A 23725-nucleotide genomic window follows, 5' to 3' on the forward strand; every position below is an offset into this window, starting at 1 on the left:
ACATGTCTGTAACCATTGGCGAACTTGCGCGCGCATTGGATGCGCAGGCTTGGGGCGATCTGTCCTTGCCCGTGACCGGCGCGGCCGAACCGTCCGGCACGAGTCCTGTCGGGGCGGATGGCGGGGTGATCGCTTTGGCGATGGCGCCGAAATATGCCGAAACCCTGCAACCGGGCTGCATGGCAATCCTTGCCGAGGGGATGGACCCGCAGGATTACGGGCTGAAGGCGGCGATCTTTGCGCCGCGCCCGCGTCTCGTCATGGCCGGGCTGACCCGCGCTTTCGATCCCGGTCCCGACATCGCGCCCGGCATTCATCCCACCGCCGTGATCGAGGACAGCGCCGAGATCGGCGAGGGGGCGGCAATCGGCCCATTCGTGGTGATCGGTGGCGATGTGCGCATCGGGCCGGGCGCGCGGATCGGGGCGCATGTCTCTATCGGGCGAGGAACCCTTCTTGGCCGCGATGCGCTGATCCATCCCGGCGCGAGGATCGCCCACGGCGTGACGGCTGGAGACCGGCTGATCGTCCAGCCCGGGGCTTCCGTGGGGGGCGACGGGTTTTCCTTCGTGACGCCCGAGGAATCCGGGATCGAGGAAATCCGCCGCACGCTTGGTGCGCGGGACGGGATCAAGCAGCAGCACTGGACCCGTATTCATTCATTGGGCGGGGTCGAGATCGGTGACGATGTCGAGATCGGTGCGAATGCCACGATAGATCGCGGCACCATTCGCGCCACCCGCATCGGTTCGGGCACCAAGATCGACAGCCTGGTCCAGATCGGCCACAATGTCACCGTCGGAGAGGATTGCCTGCTTTGCGGCCTGGTCGGTGTGGCCGGATCCTCGAAGATCGGCGACCGGGTGGTGTTGGCGGGGCAGGTGGGGGTCTCGGACAATATCGAGATCGGCGATGACGTGATCGCGGGCGGGGCGAGCAAGATATTCACCCGCGTGCCTGCGGGCAGGGTGATACTTGGTCATCCGGCGGTGAAGATGGAAACCCAGATGGAAATCCAGAAGGCGACCCGTCGTTTACCGCGACTTGCAGGCCAAGTTGCAAAGCTTCAAGAAACCGTTACACGCCTGTTGGAAAAGGGATGAACAGGAGGCCGTATGACTGACACCGTAAAATCCCGAATCAAGAACATCATTGCCGAGCAGGCGATGCTCGAACCCGACCAGGTGAGCGACGAGGCGACACCGGAGGAACTGGGCATCGACAGCCTGGGCCTGGTCGAATCGATTTTCGCGCTGGAAGAGGAATTCGACATCACGATTCCCTTCAACGCCAATGAACCCGAGAAATCGGATTTCGACATCTCGAACATGGGCACGATCATCGCCGCGGTCGAGCGGCTGGTGGCGGAAAAGGCTGCATGAGTGCGAAAAGGACCGGCAAGAAGAAGGCCGAGACCCCGAAATCCTCAGCACCCTTCGATCCATTGACGCGAGATGGCCTGCGCCGGGTGGTCATCACCGGGGCCGGCACGATAAATGCGCTTGGCCATGATGTCGCATCTACGCTCGGCGCCTTCCGCGAGGGGCGCTGCGGGATCACCCAGCTGGACTTCCGCGATGTGGACCGGCTGTCGATCCAGATCGGCGCGCAGATCCATGACTGGCAGCCCGAGAGCTATTTCAACCGCCAGCAAATCCTGCTCTATGATAAATTCACCCAGTTCACGCTCCTGTCGGCCAAACAGGCGGTCGCGCAGGCGGGGCTGAATTTCCAGGGCAAGCTGGGGCTGCGCGCGGGCGTGGTTCTGGGGACTGCCGGGGGCGGGTTGAATACCTGGGACGACAATTACCGGGCCGTCTATGAAGAGGGCAAGAACCGCGTTCATCCCTTCGTTGTTCCCAAGCTGATGAACAATGCTGCCGCCAGCCATGTCTCGATGGAATTCGGACTGCGGGGACCCTCATTCACCGTCGCCACAGCCTGCGCCAGTTCGAATCACGCCATGGGGCTGGCCTTCCAGATGATCCGTTCGGGTGCCGCGCAGGTGATGCTGACCGGCGGGTCCGAGGCGATGCTGTGCTTTGGCGGGGTCAAGGCATGGGAGGGGCTGAGGGTCATGTCCAAGGACGCCTGCCGCCCGTTCAGCGCCAACCGCAACGGCATGGTGCAGGGCGAGGGGGCCGGGGTGTTCGTGTTCGAGGATTACGAGGCTGCACGCTCTCGCGGTGCGGAAATCCTGGCCGAGGTGGTTGGCTTCGCGATGTCCTCGGATGCGCAGGATATCGTCATGCCCTCGGCCCAGGGGGCAGAGCGCGCGATCCGTGGGGCCTTGCAGGATGCCGGACTGAATGCCGAGCAGATCGGTTATATCAATGCCCATGGCACTGGCACGGCTGCGAATGACAAGACCGAATGCGCCGCTGTCGCCCATGCCTTCGGCCATCATGCCGACCGGCTGATGATGTCTTCGACCAAGTCGATGCATGGTCACCTGATCGGAGGGACCGGCGCGGTAGAGCTGTTGGCCTGTATCATGGCGCTGCGCGACGGAGTCATTGCGCCGACCATCGGTTACCAGGAGCCCGATCCGGAATGTGCATTGGATGTGGTCCCGAACGAGGCGCGCGAGGCGCAGATCGATGCGGCATTGTCCAATGCCTTTGCCTTTGGCGGGCTGAACGCGGTGATCGCCCTGCAACGCGTCTGAAAACACCGGATATGCCGGACAAGAAAAAACCGCGCCAGGGAATGGCGCGGTTTTCCATTTTTTCCGGCTGTCGAAACAGCGATTATTCTGCAGGCGCTTCGTCGGCTTCTGCCTGGGCCCTGGCAGCCGCTTGAGCCTCTGCGGCCAAGGTGGACATCTCGTCGAATGCGGCGGTGAAGCCAGCAAGCGACAGGTCCAGATTGACCGGGTTCTCGGGATCTGCGCCGAAAGGCAAGAGCGAGATGGTGGCCTTGGCACCGCGCTTCAACTCGTTCACTTCGCCATCGGTGAAGCCCATGCGGGACACGCAGCCGACCGGGGCGCAGAAGCTGAACGGATAACCGCGCATTTCACCGTTGTCGATCGAAAGGCTCAGGCCCCTGGTCAGGTCGGTTTCCAGCGGCGCCACCATGGTGGCGCCGGCTGCCACATCACCGTTGCTCAGCGGGATCAGGGTCATTTCGGCGACCGAGTTGCCTTCGCTGTCTTTCAGGAGTTGATACAGCTCGCAGGGATCGGTTCCCTCTTCGGCCCTGATGCAGCGGATGGTCCAGTCCTGATGTGTGGACTTTGCATAATAGGAGCCGGTTTCCGGTTCGCCCGATTCTTCCGCAGCGGCCTCTTCCCCTGCAGGTGCGCCCTCTGTGGGTGCGGTCTCTTCGGCAGTCGGGGCGGCTTCCTCGGTCTCGGCAGCCTCTGTTGTGTCTGCGGGCGCAGCCTCGTCCGTGGCTTCGTCTGCGGTTGCAGCATCTTCCGTGGTCGCCGCGTCGTCGGCCGCCTCGGCGGCATCGGGTGCCGCTTCACCCTCGGTCGATTCGCTGGCTTCGGTTTCGGCGCTCTCTTCGGCCGGAGCTTCCTCGGCGCCTGTTACCGCTTTTGCGGCGTCGTCGATGGCCGCTTCGGCCTCTGCCGCCGCGTCTTCGGCTTCATTTGCCAGCTCTTCGGCCTGGGCGGCAGCTCCTTCCGCCTCTGCGGGCAGTTGGACGGTGCCGTCGCTGGCGGGTGCGTCTGTTTCGGGCGTTTCCGCGTCCTGCGCGAAGGCGGGGGCCGCGATGACGGCCAAAGCTGCCAGAAGCGTATGCGAAGGTTTAATGGACATCGTCGTTTCTTCCCTTTGCTCGATGCTTTGCAATCGCCTAGCACGTCTTTGAAGGCTTGTCAGTGCGGAACAATACACAGGGCTTCACCTTGCCTTGACTTTCGACATGCGAAGGCATGATTCCGCATCTCCCGGGGGTAGAGTGGTCCCGTGAGAGTGCCGACCGGCCCATTATGTGGAAAAGTGATCGCTAAGACTGTTGACGTATCACAGACGCGCGACTAGCGTGCACGCAATGATGACCGGCCAGTCCGGCAGGGAGACAGCGTTATATACGCGCGGGGCCATGACCTATGTCATGGCCTCATTTAATTTCAGGCGTGATTTTCCCAGATAAGGTGGTTCTGTGCGGCCGGTCACAGTTCGGCCTGTCCACAGGTTCGAGAAGTTCGCGACAACGGTTTTTACCCGAAGCCGCGAAGCGGACATCCGGCGGCCTTCACTGCAGTTCCCCAGAGGGCAAGCAGGATCAGCCTCGGTCTCCGACCGCGCCGCCGCAACCTTCAACAGATCGCGACGTATGAGCCTTTGCCAATCCTGCCAGTGCTTCGGCCACGACGGGATCCGGCGGGCAACTGCGGCGCGTGCTCAGGTCGGTATGCAGAAGCAGGGTTTCGATGGTGGCCGCCAGGCTTCCATCGGTTTTCAGCATCCGGTGAAAAAGATGCATCTTTTTCCCGATAGCAGAGATCACCTGCGTGGTGACGGTCAGGATCTCGTCGCGATGCACCTCGTCCAGATAACGGATGCGGCTGTCCACCGTGAAAAAGCTTTTGCCCGAGGCGATATAGGCCTCGTCCGCCCCGACGAGTTTCATCAACCCGTCCGTCGCCCCCGTGCCAAGCTCCAGATAGGCGGCTTCGTTCATGTGGCCGTTATAGTCGGTCCAAGTCACGGGAACGGCCCGCCGTGCGGTGACGGGCAGGCCATCGATCTCGCCGCCTGCGGCAAGCGCCGCTTCATGATCGAGGATCACCCGCCCCGCGCCGCTGCCCCTTTGACGCAGGCTGCGGAGGATGCCGACGAGATTGTCATCGCGCAGCCGTTCGAGTTCGCGGACCGGCAGGGCGCCGGATTGCTCGTCGGATTGGGTGCTGATGGTAGAGATCAGGTCGTCGTCCAGTTCCGGCACATCCGTGAGCCTGCTCCATGGCCAGTTCAGTGTTGGGCCGAACTGCGAGAGGTAATGAGCCATCCCGGCCTCGCCCCCGGCGATGCGATAGGTCTCGAACAGGCCCATCTGCGCCCAGCGAAGGCCGATGCCCATGCGGATCGCGTCATCGATTTCCCCGGTGGTCGCGATGCCGTCCTTCAGCATCCACAAGGCCTCTCGCCAGACCGCCTCCTGAAAGCGGTTCGCGATGAAGGCGTCGATTTCCTTGCGCAGGATCAGGGGAAACATGCCAAGCCCGGTCACGACCCCTGCCGCCTGCCTGCAAAGGGCGGCTTCGCCCGAGATCTCGACCAATGGCAGCAGGTAGACCGGGTTAAACGGATGCACCACCGCCACCGGCACGCCACAGGCCGACAACTCGCTGGCCTTGAAACCCGATGTCGAGGAGCCGATGAAGCATCCCTCATCGAGGGATTCCGCGATTTCCGCATAGACCGCGTGTTTCAGGGACAGGCGTTCAGACACGCTTTCCTGCACCCATTGCGCGGCGGACACCGCCTCGGCGATGCTGTCGCAGAACTCCAGCCGCCCTTCGGCGGGCATTGCGCGATCATAGATGGCGGGCAGGGCGCGGCGGGCATTGTCCAGCACCTCGCCGATCCGGCGCCGGGTTTCGGGGTTAGGGTCGAACAGCGCGACGTCCCAACCGTTCAGCAGAAACCGGGCGGCCCATCCGCCGCCCACCACACCGCCGCCGATGATGGCCGCGCGGCTCATGCGTCGCGGCTTCCCGGAGCCTGCTTCGTCAGCCCCAGCAACTCGCGGGTTTCCGCCGGTCCCATCACCTTCGCTCCCAGTTTATCCAGCAGCGCGACGGCTTTCTCGACCAGTTGCGCATTGGTCGCGAGAACCCCGCGCTCCAGGTAGAGGTTGTCCTCCAGCCCGACGCGGACATTTCCTCCGGCGAGGGCGGTGGCGGCCACATATGGCATCTGGTCACGGCCGAGGCTGAAACCCGACCAGTGCCAGCCCTGCGGTATGTTGTTCACCATCGCCATGAAGGTATTCAGGTCATTCGGCGCGCCCCACGGGATACCCATGCAAAGCTGGACCAGCGCGGGAGAATCGAGCACGCCTTCCTCGACGAGCTGCCGGGCGAACCAGAGATGACCGGTATCGAATGCCTCGATCTCGGGTTTCACGCCCAGCTCGGTCATCATCCGGCCGGTGGCGCGCAGCATTCCCGTCGTGTTGGTCATGACATATTCGCCATCGCCGAAATTCATCGAACCGCAATCCAGCGTGCAGATCTCGGGCAGGCATTCGCGGATATGGATCATCCGCTCGCTCGCACCGGCCATGTCGGTATTCGCCTCGTCCAGCCGCAGCGGGGTTTCCGGATCGCCGAATGTCATGTCGCCGCCGATCCCGGCGGTCAGGTTCAGCACCACATCGACATCTGCCGAGCGGATCCGGTCCGTCAGTTCGCGGTAATATTCGGGCTTGCGCGACGGCGCGCCGGTATCGGGATCGCGGACATGGCAATGCACGATTGCCGCGCCCGCCCGAGCGGCGGCAATGGCGCTGTCGGCGATATCCTTGGGCGAACGCGGGACATGGGCGCTTTTGTCCTGGGTTGCACCGGCACCGGTGATGGCCGCGGTGAGAAAGACATTCCGGTTCATCTGCAGGGGCATGATGGCTCCTTTTTCTGTTATCGGCCCTTCCAGACCGGGTCGCGTTTCTCTGCGAAGGCGCGGGCGCCCTCTTTCTGATCCTCGGAGCGGTAGAGCCGCTCGACCGTCTCGAACTGGCTGCCATTGATACGGTTCAGCACATCCTGAAACTTCATGTCCTCGGCCTCGCGCACGATTTCCTTCAGCGCGGCGAAGACCAGGGGCGGGCCAGCGGCCAGTTCATCCGCCATGGCGCGGGCCTGATCCATCAGCTGCCCACGCGGCACGATCCGGTTGATCAGCCCCCAACGCGCGGCTTCCTCGGCATCCAGCCAGCGTCCGGTCAGAAGCATCTCCATCGCGATGTGATAGGGGATGCGCTTGGGCAGCTTGATCGACGCCGCATCGGCCACGGTGCCCGAGCGGATTTCCGGCAGGGCGAAACTGGCGTGATCGGCGGCAAGGATGATGTCGGCACTGATCGCGAGTTCAAGCCCACCGCCACAGCAGATGCCGTTGACGGCCGCGATGACCGGCTTGTTGAGGCCGCGCAGTTCCTGAAGCCCGCCAAAACCGCCCTTGCCGTAATCCGCGTCGGGATTTTCGCCTGCGCTGGCTGCCTTCAGGTCCCAACCGGGGCAGAAGAATTTCTCCCCGGCACCGGTGATGATCGCGACCCGCAATTCCGGATCATCGCGGAACCGGGTGAAGATCTCTCCCATCTCTCGGCTGGTCGCGGCGTCGATGGCGTTGGCCTTCGGCCGGTTCAGGGTGACCTCCAGGACCCCGCCACGGCGTTCCTCTTTCAGGTTTGAGCTGGTCATTCTACCTCTCCCATTCGGATCAGGGCATCCGCGGCGACGGCCCCTTCGGGCAGACATATCAGCGGATTGATTTCTATTTCATACAGGATATCCGCGTTCCGACGGACCAGATCCTGCACGGACATGATGGCCGCGATCACCGCATCCAGGTCTGCCGCCGCCCGGTTACGATAGCCGGTCAGCAGGGCACCGCTGCGCAACCGGCCAAGAGCGGCCCGGATATCCTGTTCACTCACGGGCAAGAGCAGCGAGACGGTATCGGCGAGCAGTTCCGTCAGAATGCCGCCAAGGCCGATGGTCAGGACGAAACCATGCGCCGGATCGCGGGTGACGCCGATCAGAAGCTCGGCGATGCCGCCCGAGATCATTTGCTCCACGAGGAAACTGGTGGCGGGCATTCCCTCGGCGGCCTGTCGCACCGCATCGGCGGACCCGAGGTTCAGCACGACGGCCCCCATCTCGGTCTTGTGGGCGATGCCCTCGCCTTTCAGAACCACCGGAAAACCGATCCGCTCGGCTTCGGTTGCGGCTTTTTCGGGCGAATGGGCCCGACCCGATCCGGGGATGTGCAGGCCAGCCTGGGCCAGCAGGGACTTCGCCTCGGCCTCGCTGTAAACGCGGATCCGGGCAGGGCTGCCGTCGCGGGGTACCAGCAGCGGAGGCGGGGGAGTATCCTCGTGTCGCGTGGTTGTCGCGGCGGCACGGATGGCGGCCATGGCCTCTCCCATGCCGCACAGGGGTAACAGCCCTCGGGCGATGGCTTGCTTGGCCACATTTTCGGGGATGCCTTCGGGCAAGAGCGACAGCAGCGCCATCGGTTTTCCCGTCGCGATCCGCGTCGCGGCCACGGCGCGGACAACCTTGTCCCAATCGGGGGCCTTGAAACGGTCATTGCGCGGGAAGTCGATCACCACGCAGCCGAGCGCGATGTCGCCTTGGCAGAGCGCGGTGAAACAGGCCGTCAGCGCCGCCTCATCGCCCCAGATATAGGTGTTGTAATCAAGCGGATTGGCCAGAGCGACCCGTGACCCGAGAACCTTGCGTAAATTGGATTCCTGATGCTCGTCCAGCACCGGGAATTCCACCCCCGCCGCCTGGCCGAGATCGGCCATCAAGGCGGCCTCGCCGCCCGAGCAGGAGGCCGAGGCGATGCGCGGCGACGAAAGGCCACCGGTGACATGGAGGATTTTCAAGGTTTCGATCAGTTCCGACGCGCTGTTCACCTGCGCGATGGAAAGCCGCGTCAGAAGCGCGCGCGCCCCGGCATCGCTGCCGGTGAGAGAGGCGGTATGCGAAACCGCTGCCTCTTGCGCCTGTTGCGAGGCGCCGACCCTGAGGGCGACGATCGGCTTGTCGAGCTCCCGGGCCCGGCGGGCCAGCGCCTCGAAGGACGGCAAATCGGTGATCCCCTCGATATGCAGGCCGAGCGCGGTGATCCGCGAATCTTCCAGTAGGGCGATTCCGGCATCGGCCATCGAGACCTGTGCCTGGTTACCAGCAGCGATCACCGCTGCCAGCGGCAGGCCGCGGCGCTGCATGGTCAGGTTGATGAGCACGTTGGAGGACTGGCCGATCACGGCCACCCCTCGCTCGACTAGCCGCAGCCCATGCATGTCCGGCCAGAGCGCCACCCCATCGAGCGCATTGACGAAACCATAGCAATTCGGCCCCAGGATCGGCATTCCTGCGGCGGCGGCGGCGACAAGCTGCCCTTGCAGGCTTTCGCCATCGGCAAGCTCTGCCGCCGCTTCCCGGAAACCGGCGGCAAAGCAGACCGCCCCGCCACAACCGAGATCGGACAATTGCCCCACGATCTCCACCGTCAGGGCGCGGTTGACGCCGATAAAGGCGGCATCCGGTGTTCCGGGCAATCGATCAATGCCGGGATAGGCGGGCAGCCCGCCGACCTCGTCCCGTGTGGGATGTATGGGCCAGATCGGGCCCGAAAAGCCGAGCCCGCGGCATTCCCGGATGACATTCTCGCACCATGTCCCGCCGCCGATGACCGTGACCGCGCGCGGCGACAGGAGACGGTTCAGATCCGCCATGGATCAGGCCCCCAATGGCCGGAAGAGTTCGCGGCTGATGATATGGCGCTGGATCTCGGATGTTCCGTCCCAGATCCGCTCGACGCGGGCATCGCGCCAGAACCGTTCGATGGGCAATTCATCCATCAGCCCCATGCCGCCATGAATTTGCAATGTGGCATCGGTCACCCGCGCCAGCATCTCGGAGGCGTAAAGCTTGGCCGAGGCGATTTCACGATTGGCGGGCAGACCCTGATCCAGCCGCCATGCAGCCGCCAGGGTCAGATAATCGGCCGCGTCGATCTCGGTGATCATGTCGGCGACCTGGAAGCTGATCCCTTGGAACTTGGCAATCGGCTGGCCGAATTGCTCGCGCTCCGCCGCGAAATGTAGGGCGTGGTCGAAAACCCGGCGCGCGCGCCCCACGGACATGGTCGCCACGGTGATCCGCGTCGCATAGAGCCACTCGTTCATTACGTCGAAACCGGTATCCACTTCGCCAAGAACCTGGGCGTCGGACAAGCGGCAATTGTCGAAATAGAGAATGCAGTTCTTGTAGCCGCGATGAGAGACCGAGTTGTATCCCTTGGCGACCTCGAAACCCGGCGTGTCCCGATCGACGAGAAAACAGGTGATCCGCTTTTTCGGACCTCGGGGCGTCTCATCGACCCCGGTTGCAACGAAGACGATGAAGAAATCCGCGTGATCCGCGCCGGAAATGAAATGCTTCGATCCGTTCAGGACCCAATCGCCACCATCGCGGGTGGCGGTGCATTTCATCCCCCGAACATCCGAACCGGCATCGGGCTCGGTCATCGCCAGCGCGTCCATCCTTTCGCCCCGGACGGCGGGCATCAGGTAGCGTTCGACCTGATCGCCCTTGCAGGCCATGAGGATGTTCTGCGGACGGCCGAAGAAATGCGTCAGCGCCATCGAGCCGCGCCCTAACTCCCGCTCCACTAGCGCGAATTCGAGATGCGACAGGCCCGGCCCGCCCACGCTTTCGGGAAAGTTCGAGGCATAGAAGCCGAGATCGATGACCTTCCGCTTGATCTCCTGCGCGATCTCTGTGGGAACCTCGCCGGTCTTCTCGACCAATGCTTCATGGGGGTAGATCTCGTTCTCCACGAAGCTACGGACGGTGGAAACGATCATCTCCTGCTGCTCATCCAAGCCAAATCGCATCTGTATTGCCTCTTGTCTGGTTTTTTAGCCTGTGTTTGCAGCGCGATAGTGAAAAGCCGTGCCGCAAGGGACGCCCGGGCTGCAAGACAGCCGGGCGAGTTACCGCCGCCAGCGCAGGGACATGCAGGAAAGTCCCGCGTCGATCTTTCCGATTTCCGTAGTTTTCAACGTGACGACTTTGTAGCCCAACCCGTCAAGCATCTCGGCGGTTCGTGGAAAATCGCTTCCCAACAGCACCACGTCATTGACGCGCAGGGCATTGGCTGCTGCTTCCTCGCCATGGGGCACGACGACCTCGCGGAACCCGTCGAAGATCCCGGAGCCGGCCAGGCGATGCGTCACCAGCGCGGTCTCGTCGTCCAGCAAAGAGCAATCAGTCTTGAAATGCAGCACATTCTTGGGCGTCTGGACGATCTGTCCCTTGCGCTCGAGATTTTCGAGGCAGGCCATCAACCCTTCCGCCCCTTCGCGGTCGGTCCGCGCCGAAAGGCCGATCATCACCTTGCCGCTTGTGTTCAGCACATCGCCGCCATCCGCGTGGCCGGGTGAAGGCAACTCGACCACCGTCGGGAACATCTCGCGCAGGGTCGGAGCGATTTCCGAGGATTCTCCGGCCCGGGTTTCGGCGCCGGGACGCAGGATGATCGCGCCTTCGGAAAAGACCAGCGCGGGATCCTCGACGAAGATCGAGTCCGGAAAGCCTTCCAGCGCGGGCAGCACGGTGACCTCGACTCCGGCGGCGCGCAGGGCGGCGATATAGGCCTCGTGTTCGGCCCTGATCCCCTCGAAGGAGGGGTCACCGCGATCATCGGCGCGCAGTCCCTTTACAACAGAGCTGCCCGGAACCCGAACGATGGCAGAGTTGAATGAATGGACGGGGACGGTTGTCATGAGGGCCTCGTTGTTCATGAATGGGAGAGAATCAAAGCGGGCGAAGGTACGTTTCGACCAGATCGGTCCAGAATGCCGTTCCGATCGGCAGCAGGTCGTCGTTGAAATTGTAGCGCGCATGATGCAACGGATAGTCATCGGAGCCGCGAGCGCCGCCGAGGAAGAAATAGCTGCCCGGACGTTCGGCCAGCATGTAGCCGAAATCCTCGCTACCCATCATCGGACGTTCCATGTCGAGCACCTGTTCCGCCCCGGCAACGCGTATGGCAACTTCGCGTGCGAGATCGGTTTCCGCCTTGTGGTTCACGGTCGAATCGTAGCTGCGCTGGTAGTCCACGTCGGCGGTCAGCCCGTAGCTTTCGGCCTGATGCGCGGCGATACGCTTGATGCGAGCCTCGATCTCGTCACGGACCAGCGGATCGAATGTGCGGACGCCCACGATCATCTCGGCATCGGATGGGATGATGTTGCTGACCGTTCCGCCATGGAAGGCCCCGACACTCACCACGGCCGCGTCGAGCGCAGCGATATTGCGCGAGACCACGGTTTGCAGCGCCATCACGATAGAGGAACCGGCGACAATCGGATCGGCGGCATGTTCAGGCTCGGAGCCGTGGCCACCATAGCCGCGAAGCTTGATGGTAACCTCGTCGATGGCGGCCATGATCGGGCCGTCGCGGAAGGCGAATTGCCCAAATGGCCGCATCGGATCGTTGTGAAGGGCAAAGACCGCGTCGCAGGGGAATCGGTCGAATAACCCTTCGTCCATCATCAGTTTCGCGCCGCCGAAATTTTCTTCCGCCGGCTGAAAGATCAGGTGTACCGTGCCGTCGAAATTGCGCCGTTCGGCGATGGCCCGCGCCGCGCCCAGCAATACCGCGGTATGGCCGTCATGGCCACAGGCATGCATCAGGCCCGGCGTCGTGCTGGCATAGGGCAGGCCGGTTTCCTCGGCGATGGGCAGCGCGTCCATATCGGCCCTGATGCCGATAGATTTCCGGCTGCTGCCATGGCTCAGCGTTGCCACCAGCCCGGTCCGGGCAAGGCCGCGCTCCACCTTGTAGCCCATCTCGCTCAACTGTCCTGCCACCAGGTCCGATGTGCGGACCTCTTCGAGGCCAAGCTCGGGATGCGCATGCAGGTCGCGGCGAATGGCGACAAGCTCGGCAAGGTCGTTATGCAGGGGCTGAGAGTTCAATTCATACTCCTCGGGTCGGGATGCGGTTCTCGAAATAGCGGAAGGCGAGGACCAGGATGGCGGTCAGCAGCATGTAGATCAGCGCCAGCAGGAAAAGCGGCTCATAGGTGAGATAGGTTTCCTGGCGGACGCGTGAGATCACGCCGTAAAGATCGACCACCGTGATCGTGGCGATGAGCGGCGTGGATTTGAGCTGCAGGACCGTTTCGCCATTCAGTGTCGGCAAGGCCCGGTGCAGCGCGCGCGGCAGCCAGATGCGCCAGAGCAGCTTTGCCGGGCTCATGCCGAAGGCGCGGGCAGCCTGCAATTCGCCGGATGGCACGCCCGCGAAGGCGCCGCGCATGATCTCTCCCTCATAGGCAGCGAAAGAGATGGTCAGCGCGGCAAGCCCATAGGGCCAGGCCTCGCGCAGATAGGGCCAGAGGAAGAACTCCCGGATGCCCGGAATCATCGGAAACAGTGAGCCGAGCCCGTAATAGAGCAGCCATAGTTGCAACAGCAGGGGCGTGCCCCGGATCATCGTGCAGAATGCCGCGGCAGGGGCTTTCAGCCACCACGGGCCGGTGACCTGAACCAGACCGAGCGGCACGGCAAGGACAAAGCCGAGCAGGGCAGAGCCGAACAGCATCGCCAATGTGACCAGCAGGCCAGACCAAAGCCGCGGCAGGTAGCGCGGCAGCCAGTCCCAACGGCCGAAGATGATGGCGGCGGCAACCAGCGCCACGGCAATCAGGATCAGCACGAGGCGATGGGGTTTCAGCCAGGGATCGCGGCGGGCGGTTTCATTCGCGGGGAGGGGAGCTGTCGTCATGTCAATTCACCCCGGCAAGGCCGCGACGCGAGCGGCGCTCAAGGATGCCGATGAGAAATCTCGAGATCAGCGTGATCGCCAGGTAGAGCGCACCGGCCGCGAGGAAAAAGAGCATATAGCTTTTGGTCGTTCCCGCAGCCTGCCGCGTCACCAATGTCAGTTCGCTGAAGCCGACCACGGCCAGCAGCGCCGTGTCCTTCGTCGCGATCAGCCAGAGATTGGAGAGGCCGGGAATGGCATATGGCAGCATGGCCGGGATGGTGATCCTGCGCAGGATCTTGGCCGGTGGTATGGCATAGGCGCGGGCGGCCTCGATCTGGCCGGGCGGGATGGATTTGATCGCACCGCGAATGACCTCGGTCGAATAGGCGCCCTGCACGATTCCGATGACGAATATACCCGCGACGAGGCCGCTGATATCGACCGCGTCGTAATCAAACAGCGCCAGCATCTTGTTCAGGAAATCGGTGCCTGCGTAATAGAGGATCAGGATCAGGACGAGTTCGGGGACGGCGCGGACGACAGTTGTATAGATCTCCAGCAGGTCGCGCATCAATGGGCCGCCATTGAGTTTGCCGACTGCACCGAACAGCCCGATCACAAGGCCGAGCAAGTAGCCACCGACCGCGATTTGCATCGTGCTCAGCAAACCCCGAAGCAGCACACCGCCCCAGCCAGGCGGGTTGAGCGCAAGCAGGCTCCAATCGATCACGGTGCTCCACTCCCCGAATGGTTTCTATTGCCGGATGTGTCGTGACGGCTGCGGCATTCGCCGCAACCGCCGGTGCCTTGGTCACGAACCATAGGGATCGAAGTCGAAATACTTTTCGGAGAAAGCGTCATAGGTGCCGTTTTCGCGGATCGTCGCGATGGCGGCGTTAAGCTTTTCCTTCAGTTCCGTATCTCCCTTGCGCAGGCCGATGCCGACACCGGGGCCAAGGACCTCGACATCATCGGCGACCTGGCCCTTTTCCTCGCAGCAGGCTTGTCCCGCCTCGGTTTCGAGGAAGGCTTTCAGCGCGATGGCGTCGGCCTGAACGGCATCGAGGCGACCGGAGGCGAGATCGTTATTCGCCTCGTCCTGGGTCTGGTATTCCTTGATCGAGGTGCCGCCCGGAGCGAAATGCTTGTTGGCATAGACCTGGTGGATGGTCGAGGACTGGACGCCGAGGATCTTGTCGGATAGGCCCTCGGGGCTTGCGTCGAAATCGAGCTCTTTCAGGCCGATCACGATGGTCGGAGTGTTGTAATATTTATCCGAGAAGTCGATCTCTTCGAGCCGCTCGGGCGTGATCGACATCGAGCCGACGATCATGTCGATCTTCTCGGATTTCAGCGCGGGGATTATGCCGTCCCATGAAAGGGGCGTGATGACGCAATCCAGCCCGGCCTCTTCGCAGACTGCATTGGCGAAATCGACCTCCCAGCCTTGCCATTTTCCGGATGCGTCGGGATAGGTGAAGGGCGGATAGGGTTCCGCGGCGATGCCCAGCTTGATCTCCTCGGCCTGGGCGGCGCTTGCCGCGAACCCGATTGCCAGCCCGATGCAGGCGGTTTTCAAAAATGATGTCATGTTGCTCCCTTTCTTTGCTGTCGTTTCTTTGTCGTTGTTCAATGGACCGAGCTGATGAATTTCTTCAGCCGCTCGGATTTCGGGGCGCCGAATATGGCATCTGGCGGGCCCTGTTCTTCGATGACTCCGTCATGGAGGAAGATCACGTGACTGGCGACATTGCGCGCGAATTCCATCTCATGCGTTACGAGGATCATGGTGCGCTGCTCCTCGGCGAGATCGCCGATCACCGACAGCACCTCCCTGACCAGTTCGGGATCCAGCGCCGAGGTCGGCTCGTCGAAAAGCATCACCAGCGGCTGGATGGCGAGCGCGCGTGCGATCGCGGCGCGCTGCTGCTGGCCGCCCGACATGAAGGCCGGATAGATGTCCCGCTTCTCGAACAGGCCGACGCGCCGCAACAGTGTCTCTGCCGTGGCGATGGCCTCGTCCCTTGGGGTGCCCAGCACGTGGATCGGGGCCTCGATGACATTCTGAAGCACGGTCTTATGCTGCCACAGATTGAAGTTCTGGAAGACCATGCCAAGGCGTGCCCGCAGTTTCTCGACCTGTTTGCGGCTGGCCGGAGCCTGACCGCCATTCCCGTCGCTTTTCATGGTGACGGTTTCGCCGTGGATGGCGACCGAACCCGAGCAGGGGTGTTCCAGCATGTTGATGCAGCGCAGGAATGTGGACTTGCCAGAGCCGCTGCCGCCGATGATGGCGATCACGTCGCCCTCATGCGCGTCGAGCGAAACGCCTTTCAGCACCTTCAGCTGTCCAAAGCGTTTGTGCAGGTCGATAACCGAAATCGCCTGATCACCTTCGCTCATGTGCAAATCGCCTCCAGATTGAGCCGTTCCGATGGGGTCGGCGCCATTAGTCGCGGCACCTGACCGACGGGGTGTCATGCAAGGATTGCGTCACCCCCTGGTTGCGGCATGGTTCAGTGGTTTCTATTTTGCGTTCCGACAAACTGTACAGTTGAATAATTATTATGCAAGTGCATAGTAGTAGGTATCGATGGCATCGGGGCGCAGCAGGGGGGCAGGCTATGTCAGGTTCATTCAGGCGCGCACCGGATTTCGAGCGCCGCAGCGACATGATCGAGGCCACGCTGGACTGCATCGCGGATCTGGGGATCGAGGCGACAACGGTTCGCGCGGTGGCGGCCCGAGCCGGGATCAGCAACGGTCTGATCCGTCACCATTTCGAATCGAAGAGCAACCTGATCATGGCGGCCTATCGCCATACGATCGAATTGATGATCCGTCCCGCGCTGGAGGTTGTCGCCTTGCCCGATACGCCACCGCATAAGCGGATGGTGAAATTCGTGACGGCTTGCCTTGGCGGAACGGTCTCGGACCCACGCCTGCTTTCGGTATGGGCGACATTTATCAGCCATGTCCGCCTGTCGCCTCAACTCGCGCAGGAACACAAGAATGGCTATCTCACCTTTCGTCGCGCCACCGAAAAGATCATCGACGAAACCCTGTTAGCCGATGGACGTCGGATCTCTGGGGAAGAACTCGAACGTCTCGGAATCATCGTCAATGCAATCATCGACGGATTGTGGCTGGAGGGCTGCCTGATGGATGACTTCGACGAAGACCGGCTGATCGATCTTGGCCTTCGCGCCATTGAATCACTGCTTGATATCAAGCTGCCCGATACTGCTGAAACTGGAACATGACCATGCGCTATGCTTCGATAACCGATCGCCTCGCCAATCTCGGATCCGATAAATGGGAGATTCATCTGCGGGGCCGCGAGCTTGCGGCGCATGACGCTTCCGTCATCGAACTGACCATCGGAGAGCCGGATGTGCCGCCTGACGACGCGCTTCTGGACATCTGCGCCGAGGCGATGCGTGCCGGTCGCACCCGCTATTCCAACGGGCGGGGCGAGGATTCGGTGGTTTCGGCGCTGGCGCGGAAATACTCGCGCCGCACCGGCCGCGAGATCCGCGAGGAGAATGTCCTGTGCTTTCCGGGCACTCAGACCGCGCTTTTCGCTGTCATGATGGGATTGTTGGAGGCGGGTGACGAGGTGCTGGTGCCCGATCCCTATTACGCAACATATGAAGCGGTGATCCGTGCGCCCGGCGCCGGGATTCTGCCCGTGCCGCTGCGGGCGGAGAAAGGGTTCCATTTGCAACCTGAGGATCTGGAAGCCGCGATTACGCCGGGTAGCCGGGTCCTTCTGCTCAACAGCCCGCATAACCCAAGCGGCGCGGTCCTGTCGCGCGACGAGATCGCCGCCATCGGCGAAATCTGCCGCAAGCACGACCTGTGGATTGTCAGCGACGAGGTCTATGAAGAGTTGACCTTCGACGCGGATTTTGCCTCGCCCTTCGATCTGCCCGAGCTGGCGGATCGGGTGATCGCGGTCTCGTCGATTTCCAAGTCGCATGCCGCCCCCGGTTTCCGCAGCGGTTGGGCGGTCGGACCGGCGGAATTCTGTCAGCGGCTACTTCCACTGTCCGAGTCGATGCTGTTCGGGGGGCAGCCCTTCATCGCCGATATGACCGCCTATGCCCTGACGCATGACCTGCCGACCGCGGGCGGGATGCGTAGGCAATACAAGGCCCGCGCCGCGATGATCGCGGAAAGGCTCGACAATGTTTCGGGGCTGAGGGTGGTGCCTCCGGAAGCCGGGATGTTCGTCCTGCTGGATGTCTCGGGAACCGGCTTGACCGGCCATGACTTCGCGCTGAGGCTGTTGGAGGAACGGCGCGTGTCCGTCATGCCGGGCAGTTCCTTTGGCAATGCCGGGGGAAAGCTGGTCCGGCTCAGCCTGACCGTTCCAGACGAGAAACTGGCAGAGGCCTGCGGGCGGATTGCATCCTTTGCCGGTGATCTCGTGCAGCGGGCGGAGTGCCTGGCGACATGAGCGGAACCATGACTGTCGGCGTGATGCTGGTCCGCCTGCTGGAACGTCACGGCGTCGATACCGTGTTCGGAATTCCCGGCGTCCATACGGCCGAGCTTTACCGTGGCCTTGCCGGTTCAGGCATCCATCACGTGACGCCGCGCGACGAACAGGATGCCGGTTTCATGGCGGATGGCTATGCGCGCGCATCGGGAAAGCCCGGCGTCTGCCTGCTGATTACCGGACCCGGTCTGACCAACGCCATCACTCCGATGGCACAGGCGCGGGCGGATTCCATCCCGATGCTGGTGATTTCCGGCGTGAATGCGCGGGCGACCCTGGGCCGGTATGAAGGCTATCTGCACGAGCTGCCCGACCAAGCGGCCATGATCCGGACGCTGGCCCTGTCCTCCGAACGCCTCGAGCGGCCAAAGGATCTGCCATCTCTGATTGACCACGCCTTCGCGAAGATGACAATGGGCCGTCCCGGTCCCGTGCATATTGAGATCCCGACCGATCTGATGGAGGCGGAGGTGGGGGCGTTGCCGCCCGCTGCTGTTCCGGAAAAGCCGGCCTCCGGCATCGATCATGGGGCCGTTGAACGCGCAGCCCGGATATGTGCGGCCTCTACCAAGCCTCTCATCCTTGCCGGTGGCGGTGCAGTCTGGGCCGAGGCCGAGATCCGCGATCTGGCCGAACGGCTCGATGCCCCGGTGGTGACGACGACGAACGGGCGGGGGCTTCTTGCGGGTCACCCCCTGGATGTCCCGGCAAGCCCGAGCCTTGCCGCCGTCCGGGACCTGATGCGAGACTCCGATCTGGTGATCGCCATCGGCACGCAGTTCGGGCCGACGGATTATGATGCCTATGTGGATGGCGGTTTCGTTCCGCCCGGGAACCTGATCCGCATTGATCGCGACGAGACGGTCGAAGCCGGCAGCATCCCGGCCACGGTCTTCATCAAGGGGGACGCTGCCGAAGCTACGGGGCTGCTGTCCTCGCATCTGCCCCTCGCTGGCGTGGCGAAAGCGGGGGCTGCCCGTGCCGCCGATACACGCGACGCTACGCTCGCCAGCCTGCTGCCGAAGATGAAAGCGATGATCGAGGTGCTGTCATCGATCCGGGACACGCTTCCCGATGCCACGATGGTCGGGGATTCGACGCAGCTGGTCTATGCCGGGAACCTCTATTGGGAGGCTTCGGGCCCGAGGCGCTGGTTCAACGCTGCCACCGGCTACGGGGCGCTTGGATACGGTCCGCCTGCCGCCGTGGGGGCGGGCGTCGCATTGGGCGATGCGCCTGTCATCTGCCTCGTCGGCGATGGCGGCTTCCAGTTCTGTCTTGGGGCGCTTGGCGCCGCCAGGGACGAGAAGACGCCCGTCATCTTCGTGGTCTGGAACAATCAAGGCTACCAGGAGATCGAGGATTACATGCTCTCGCGCGACATCACCCCCATCGGTGTGAGGCCGAGCGCCCCCGATTTCACAATGATCGCGGCGGCATATGACATTCCTGCCGAACGTATCCGGCTATGCGAAACCGATCATCAGGACGCATTGGCTCCGGGGCAACTCGACCTGACGCTGCTGGTCGCAGCCTTGCGGTCGGCACGCCGACACGGAGGGCCCGCGTTGATCGAGATCATCGCGCCATAAGTTTATCCCGGCTTGGGCAGGGCGTCAGGCGGCGTTCAGCCGTACGCCGCTTTCACCGTCGAAATAATGCAGGTTCGCCGGGTCGTAATCCAGGTGGATCGCCTGTTCGCGGCGCAAGGTGATGCCGGGATCGAGCCGGGCCGTCAGTTCGAAATCGCCGAAGCGGCAGATCGCCATCGTATCCGATCCGAGCGGTTCGAACACATCGACCACGGGCGAGACACGGCCGGTATCCGGTGTCGCCCAGCTCAGATGCTCGGGCCTGATCCCGACATCCAGCTTTGCACCATCCGATGCGGCGACCTCGCCCAGCTCAAGCGCGACGCCATCGGCTCGCAGCTTCGGCCGCCCATTCGAACGATCCACCACGCCGGAAAGGATGTTCATCTGTGGCGAGCCGATGAATTCCCCGACGAAACGGCAATTTGGGCGGGTGTAAAGCTCGATCGGCGGGCCTTCCTGCACGATATGCCCCGCCCGCAATACGACCACCCGGTCGGCCAGCGTCATCGCCTCGGTCTGGTCATGGGTCACGTAGATCGTCGTGGTGCCCAGCATGGCGTGCAGCCGCTTGATCTGGGTGCGCATCTCGACCCGCAGCTTGGCGTCGAGATTCGACAATGGTTCATCGAACAGGAACACCGATGGCTCGCGGACGATGGCGCGTCCCATGGCAACGCGCTGACGTTGTCCGCCTGAAAGCTGACCGGGCCTGCGTTCGAGATAGCTTTCGATTTGCAGGATGCGCGCGGCATCGGTCACACGGCGCTGGATGTCTTTTGCTTTCCATCCGCGCATCTTCAGGCCGAAGCCGATATTCTCGGCAATCGACATATGCGGGTAGAGCGCATAATCCTGAAAGACCATGGCGACATCGCGCCCGCGTGGCTCGATCTCGTTGACCAGCTTGTCGCCGATATAGAGCCGTCCGCCCGAGATTTCCTCGAGCCCGGCAACCATCCTCAGCATGGTGGACTTGCCGCAGCCAGACGGGCCGACAAAGGCCACGAACTCACCGTCATTGATGTGCAGATCGACACCGTGGATCGCGCGCACCGCGCCGTAATCCTTGACGATTCCATCGAGGCGGATCTCTGCCATGGGTTTCCTCCCGGATAGTCGCCCGATTTTCGGACTTGCATTATCGATAATTGCAATGTTATCGATATTGATAATCGCAATCAAGCCCAAAACCAGAGCGGCGAGGAAAAGGCGCGACACATGGCCGTCGAGACGTTCAGCAAGTCACCCGTGACCGATCTGGTCCCGCGCCAGTCAAGCAGGCGCAGCCATGCGCTGTACGTGGCGCTACAGAAAGAGATCATCCTTGGGAAGCTCGCGCCGGAACTGGCACTGACCGAACTTGATCTGGCGCAGCGTTTCGGCTGCAGTCAGGGCACGGTGCGCGAGGCACTGATGCAGTTGAACGAAGAGGGGCTGGTCAAGCGGCAAGCGCATCGCGGCACCCATGTCGCCGCCTGCCGCGCCGATGACGCTCGCGCCCTGTTGGCCATCCGCCGTGAGGTGGAATGCGGATACCTCGAGCGCGTCATACAGCATGCGGATTCCGGGCTGCAATCCGATCTGCACGATCTGCTGAACGCCATGCGCAACGCCGCGCGCGACGGGGACGAATACCTGCTTTCGGTGCATGACCGCAGTTTCCACACAAGGCTTTTCGAGGCTGCGGATCTGCCGCTCGTCACACCGATCCTGACCCGCTGCCTGCTGCACAACCATCGCTACAAGATCCTCAACTCACAGCCCAATCGCGGGCTGGAGGAAACGGCCGAGCGGCATGTGCAGATCCTCGATGCGCTCGCGGCGCAGGACGTGGCGGCGCTTGGCGCGGTGCTGGATCATCATATCACCACCATTGTCGATTTCGGTCCGACGCTGACCGGGGAGGGAGACGCATGAGGCGGCCGAGCGCCTCCATGCAAGCGATCCTGGACCGGCTGGCGCAGGAGGATGCCGGTCTGGCCGATCCGACCACGCTGCCGCCGCAGCATGGCCGTTGCCTTGCGGCACTGGGGAACCAGCGCTGGAATGCCGATCTGCCGCGAATGGCCGAGGCACGGACCGTGATGCATGCCGATATGCCCGCGCGATGGGTCGTGCCGCCGAACGATAACGGTCGCGACGCGCTGCTGCATGTGCATGGCGGTGGATGGGCCTTTTGTTCCCCGACCACCCATGAGGATGCCGCGCGCCGCCTGGCCTTGGCCTGTGCCTGCCCGGTGCTGACCTTCGATTATCGCCTCGCGCCCGAGCATCCCTATCCCGCCGGGCTCGATGACGTGATCGCGGGATGGCAAGCGCGTGATGCGTCTCGTCGGTGGAGTATCTGCGGTGACAGCGCCGGTGCGAACCTGGCTATGGCCGCGATGCTGCGCCTGATTGCCGGGGGCGAGGAACTGCCTGCACAGGCACTGTTATTCTATGGCGTTTATGGCGCTGATTTCACCACGGAATCATATGACCAGCATGCCGAGGGTCCGGGCCTGACGCGTGCCAAGATGCAGCGTTACTGGGAATGGTATGTGCCGGTGGATGGTCGCGACGATCCGTTTGTTGCGCCGTTGCTTGCCCGCGACGAGGCGCTCGCGCAACTACCGCCGCTCTACTTGAACGCGGCGGCGCTGGACCCGCTCAGGTCCGAGAGCGAGCAGATGGTCGCGCGGCTGCGCGCGATTGGCCGGGACGATCCGTTCGATCCGGTCGAGGGCGTGATCCATGGCTTCATGCAGATGGGCTCGGCATTGCCCGAGGCGCGGCAGGCATTCGCTCGCGCGGGAGAGGTTTTCAGGGACAGGGCCGCGTGAGGAGCGCGGTCAGATCACAGACAGGGAGGAAAGACATGCTACGTGCAAGAACTCTTGGATTGGCATCGGTGCTGGCCGTCACGGCGGGCCTGGCGCATGCGGATTCGACGGTCCGGTTCTGGTACCATTTTGACAATGCCGACAATCCGATGGACGATCTTGTCGCCGCTTTCGAAGAGGCCAATCCGGATATCACCATCGAGGCCGAGAATATCCCGTGGAACAGCTATTACGATCAGCTTTACACGGCGGTGATCGGCAATAACGCCCCGGATGCGGCCATGGTCAAGATGTTCGCCCAACCTCGGCTGGTCGAGATGGGCGCGCTTGAGCCTATAGATGATCGGATCGAGACTTGGGAGGGCAGGGATCAGTTGCAGGACAACCTGCTGGATCTGACCAAAGGCCCGGACGGCAGCCAGTATTACCTGCCGGTGCAATATGTGGTGCTGTATCTCTATTACCGCGCGGACATGTTCGAAGAGCTTGGCCTTGAGATTCCAGCGACCTGCGACGAATTCCGCGAGGCGGCAAAGGTACTGACCCGTGACACCGATGGCGACGGGCAGACCGATGTCTATGGCTTCGGCCTGCGCGGCGCCAAGGGCGGTCACGATCACTGGGCCAGCTTCACCCTTGGCCGCGAAGGCGTGGACATGGGCGACGGCCTGACATCCGAGGCCGGGTTGGCGGGCACGCAATTCGTCGCCGATTTGTTCCAGAAAGACGAGGTTTTCCCGCCCTCGGCACCCAATGACGGGTTCCAGGAAATCATCGGCGCATTCAAGGCCGGCAAGACGGCGATGACCATCCACCATATCGGTTCGTCCAATGACATGGTCGAGGCGCTTGGCGACAAGGTTTCGGCAGCGCCGGTGCCGGAATGCGGCGGCGGCAGATGGACCGCCTTCGGCGATGAAAGCACCGCCGTGCTGGCGAATGCCGAGGACAAGGATGCCGCGTGGAAATGGATCTCGTTCCTGTCCTCCGCCGGAAACAATGCCAGCTTCAACGAGGCGACCGGCCAGTTGCCGGTGGTGAAATCCGACAGCGACAGCTGGGACATGCATCCCGAGCGCTTTGTGAAGGCGACGGTGGAGTCCTTGCCCTTCGCACATATGCTGCCGAATGTGACTGAAACCGCCGATTTCGTGAACACGGTCTGGCCCACCAATATGCAGCGCGTCCTGACCGGCGAGATCACGGCAGAGCAGATGAATGCCGAGATCGCCGAGCTCTTCGGAAGCGCTGATTGATCCTCGGCGCGTACGGGGCAGGGGTGGCTTGACGCCATCGCTGCCCCGGCTTTCCGTCTATTTCCCATTCCCC

General features: G+C 62.7%; 22 protein-coding genes. 9 read left to right on the forward strand and 13 right to left on the reverse strand.

Annotation, left to right across the window (positions count from 1 at the left end; all coding sequences use genetic code 11):
• Positions 1–2 precede the first annotated feature (2 nt).
• From lpxD to JHX88_RS07315, 3 genes are all read left to right on the forward strand, one after another.
• Positions 3–1103, forward strand: a complete 1101-nt coding sequence (gene lpxD, locus JHX88_RS07305) for a UDP-3-O-(3-hydroxymyristoyl)glucosamine N-acyltransferase (protein WP_076528495.1) — start codon at positions 3–5, stop codon at positions 1101–1103.
• A 12-nt stretch (positions 1104–1115) separates the two neighbouring features.
• Positions 1116–1382 (forward strand): acyl carrier protein, encoded by a 267-nt coding sequence (locus JHX88_RS07310; protein WP_076528493.1) that lies wholly within the window; start codon positions 1116–1118, stop codon positions 1380–1382.
• Between the two features lie 77 nt (positions 1383–1459).
• Positions 1460–2668, forward strand: coding sequence for a beta-ketoacyl-[acyl-carrier-protein] synthase family protein (locus tag JHX88_RS07315; protein ID WP_076528523.1), 1209 nt, complete (start codon positions 1460–1462; stop codon positions 2666–2668).
• Between the two features lie 82 nt (positions 2669–2750).
• Here JHX88_RS07315 and JHX88_RS07320 read toward each other — a convergent pair whose 3' ends face one another.
• The 12 genes from JHX88_RS07320 to JHX88_RS07375 form a co-directional block, all read right to left on the reverse strand.
• Positions 2751–3767, reverse strand: a complete 1017-nt coding sequence (locus JHX88_RS07320) for an invasion associated locus B family protein (protein ID WP_084203310.1) — start codon at positions 3765–3767, stop codon at positions 2751–2753.
• 469 nt (positions 3768–4236) lie between these two features.
• Positions 4237–5658: a carnitine 3-dehydrogenase gene (locus tag JHX88_RS07325; RefSeq protein WP_076528491.1), complete on the reverse strand. Its 1422-nt coding sequence runs from the start codon at positions 5656–5658 to the stop codon at positions 4237–4239.
• Positions 5655–6578 (reverse strand): beta-keto acid cleavage family enzyme, encoded by a 924-nt coding sequence (locus JHX88_RS07330; RefSeq protein WP_076528489.1) that lies wholly within the window; start codon positions 6576–6578, stop codon positions 5655–5657. The genes JHX88_RS07325 and JHX88_RS07330 overlap by 4 nt, the downstream gene beginning before the upstream one ends.
• A gap of 17 nt (positions 6579–6595) precedes the next feature.
• Positions 6596–7381: a carnitinyl-CoA dehydratase gene (locus JHX88_RS07335; RefSeq protein ID WP_076528487.1), complete on the reverse strand. Its 786-nt coding sequence runs from the start codon at positions 7379–7381 to the stop codon at positions 6596–6598.
• Positions 7378–9429: an acetate--CoA ligase family protein gene (locus JHX88_RS07340; protein ID WP_076528485.1), complete on the reverse strand. Its 2052-nt coding sequence runs from the start codon at positions 9427–9429 to the stop codon at positions 7378–7380. The genes JHX88_RS07335 and JHX88_RS07340 overlap by 4 nt, the downstream gene beginning before the upstream one ends.
• Before the next feature lie 3 nt (positions 9430–9432).
• The gene (locus JHX88_RS07345) at positions 9433–10593 is read right to left on the reverse strand and encodes an acyl-CoA dehydrogenase family protein (RefSeq protein WP_076528483.1); all 1161 of its coding nucleotides are present in this window, start codon (positions 10591–10593) and stop codon (positions 9433–9435) included.
• A gap of 99 nt (positions 10594–10692) precedes the next feature.
• Positions 10693–11484, reverse strand: a complete 792-nt coding sequence (locus JHX88_RS07350) for a dimethylarginine dimethylaminohydrolase family protein (protein ID WP_076528521.1) — start codon at positions 11482–11484, stop codon at positions 10693–10695.
• A 31-nt stretch (positions 11485–11515) separates the two neighbouring features.
• Positions 11516–12682 (reverse strand): M20 aminoacylase family protein, encoded by a 1167-nt coding sequence (locus JHX88_RS07355; protein ID WP_141225935.1) that lies wholly within the window; start codon positions 12680–12682, stop codon positions 11516–11518.
• A 1-nt stretch (position 12683) separates the two neighbouring features.
• Entirely contained in the window at positions 12684–13493 is an 810-nt protein-coding gene (locus tag JHX88_RS07360; protein ID WP_076528479.1) for an ABC transporter permease, read from the reverse strand.
• Between the two features lies 1 nt (position 13494).
• A complete protein-coding gene (locus JHX88_RS07365; protein ID WP_076528477.1) occupies positions 13495–14205 on the reverse strand; it encodes an ABC transporter permease in 711 nt (236 codons plus the stop codon).
• A gap of 81 nt (positions 14206–14286) precedes the next feature.
• The gene (locus JHX88_RS07370; RefSeq protein WP_076528475.1) at positions 14287–15066 is read right to left on the reverse strand and encodes a transporter substrate-binding domain-containing protein; all 780 of its coding nucleotides are present in this window, start codon (positions 15064–15066) and stop codon (positions 14287–14289) included.
• Between the two features lie 38 nt (positions 15067–15104).
• On the reverse strand, positions 15105–15878 hold the full coding sequence (locus JHX88_RS07375) for an ABC transporter ATP-binding protein (protein WP_076528473.1): 774 nt from the start codon (positions 15876–15878) through the stop codon (positions 15105–15107).
• 221 nt (positions 15879–16099) lie between these two features.
• Between JHX88_RS07375 and JHX88_RS07380 the strand changes: the two genes are divergently transcribed.
• The 3 genes from JHX88_RS07380 to JHX88_RS07390 are packed head-to-tail and all read left to right on the forward strand — an operon-like array spanning position 16100 to position 19571.
• Positions 16100–16738 (forward strand): TetR/AcrR family transcriptional regulator, encoded by a 639-nt coding sequence (locus tag JHX88_RS07380; protein WP_076528470.1) that lies wholly within the window; start codon positions 16100–16102, stop codon positions 16736–16738.
• A 2-nt stretch (positions 16739–16740) separates the two neighbouring features.
• Complete coding sequence (locus tag JHX88_RS07385; RefSeq protein ID WP_076528519.1) at positions 16741–17937, forward strand: pyridoxal phosphate-dependent aminotransferase; 1197 nt, start codon at positions 16741–16743, stop codon at positions 17935–17937.
• Positions 17934–19571, forward strand: a complete 1638-nt coding sequence (locus tag JHX88_RS07390) for a 5-guanidino-2-oxopentanoate decarboxylase (protein WP_076528468.1) — start codon at positions 17934–17936, stop codon at positions 19569–19571. Before JHX88_RS07385 ends, JHX88_RS07390 begins: the two co-directional genes overlap by 4 nt.
• Before the next feature lie 24 nt (positions 19572–19595).
• Here the strand turns inward: JHX88_RS07390 and JHX88_RS07395 are convergent, their stop codons facing one another.
• Positions 19596–20672, reverse strand: coding sequence for an ABC transporter ATP-binding protein (locus JHX88_RS07395; RefSeq protein ID WP_076528466.1), 1077 nt, complete (start codon positions 20670–20672; stop codon positions 19596–19598).
• A gap of 120 nt (positions 20673–20792) precedes the next feature.
• On the opposite strand from JHX88_RS07395, the gene JHX88_RS07400 reads away from it, so the two are divergent.
• Genes JHX88_RS07400 through JHX88_RS07410 form a run of 3 tightly spaced genes read left to right on the forward strand, consistent with a single transcriptional unit; the run spans position 20793 to position 23652 of the window.
• Positions 20793–21491: a GntR family transcriptional regulator gene (locus tag JHX88_RS07400; RefSeq protein ID WP_076528464.1), complete on the forward strand. Its 699-nt coding sequence runs from the start codon at positions 20793–20795 to the stop codon at positions 21489–21491.
• Positions 21488–22396 (forward strand): alpha/beta hydrolase, encoded by a 909-nt coding sequence (locus JHX88_RS07405; RefSeq protein ID WP_076528461.1) that lies wholly within the window; start codon positions 21488–21490, stop codon positions 22394–22396. Before JHX88_RS07400 ends, JHX88_RS07405 begins: the two co-directional genes overlap by 4 nt.
• Before the next feature lie 35 nt (positions 22397–22431).
• Complete coding sequence (locus tag JHX88_RS07410) at positions 22432–23652, forward strand: ABC transporter substrate-binding protein (RefSeq protein ID WP_076528459.1); 1221 nt, start codon at positions 22432–22434, stop codon at positions 23650–23652.
• Positions 23653–23725 lie beyond the last annotated feature (73 nt).

It is taken from the genome of Paracoccus saliphilus (assembly GCF_028553805.1).
Taxonomy (GTDB): Bacteria; Pseudomonadota; Alphaproteobacteria; order Rhodobacterales; family Rhodobacteraceae; genus Paracoccus; species Paracoccus saliphilus.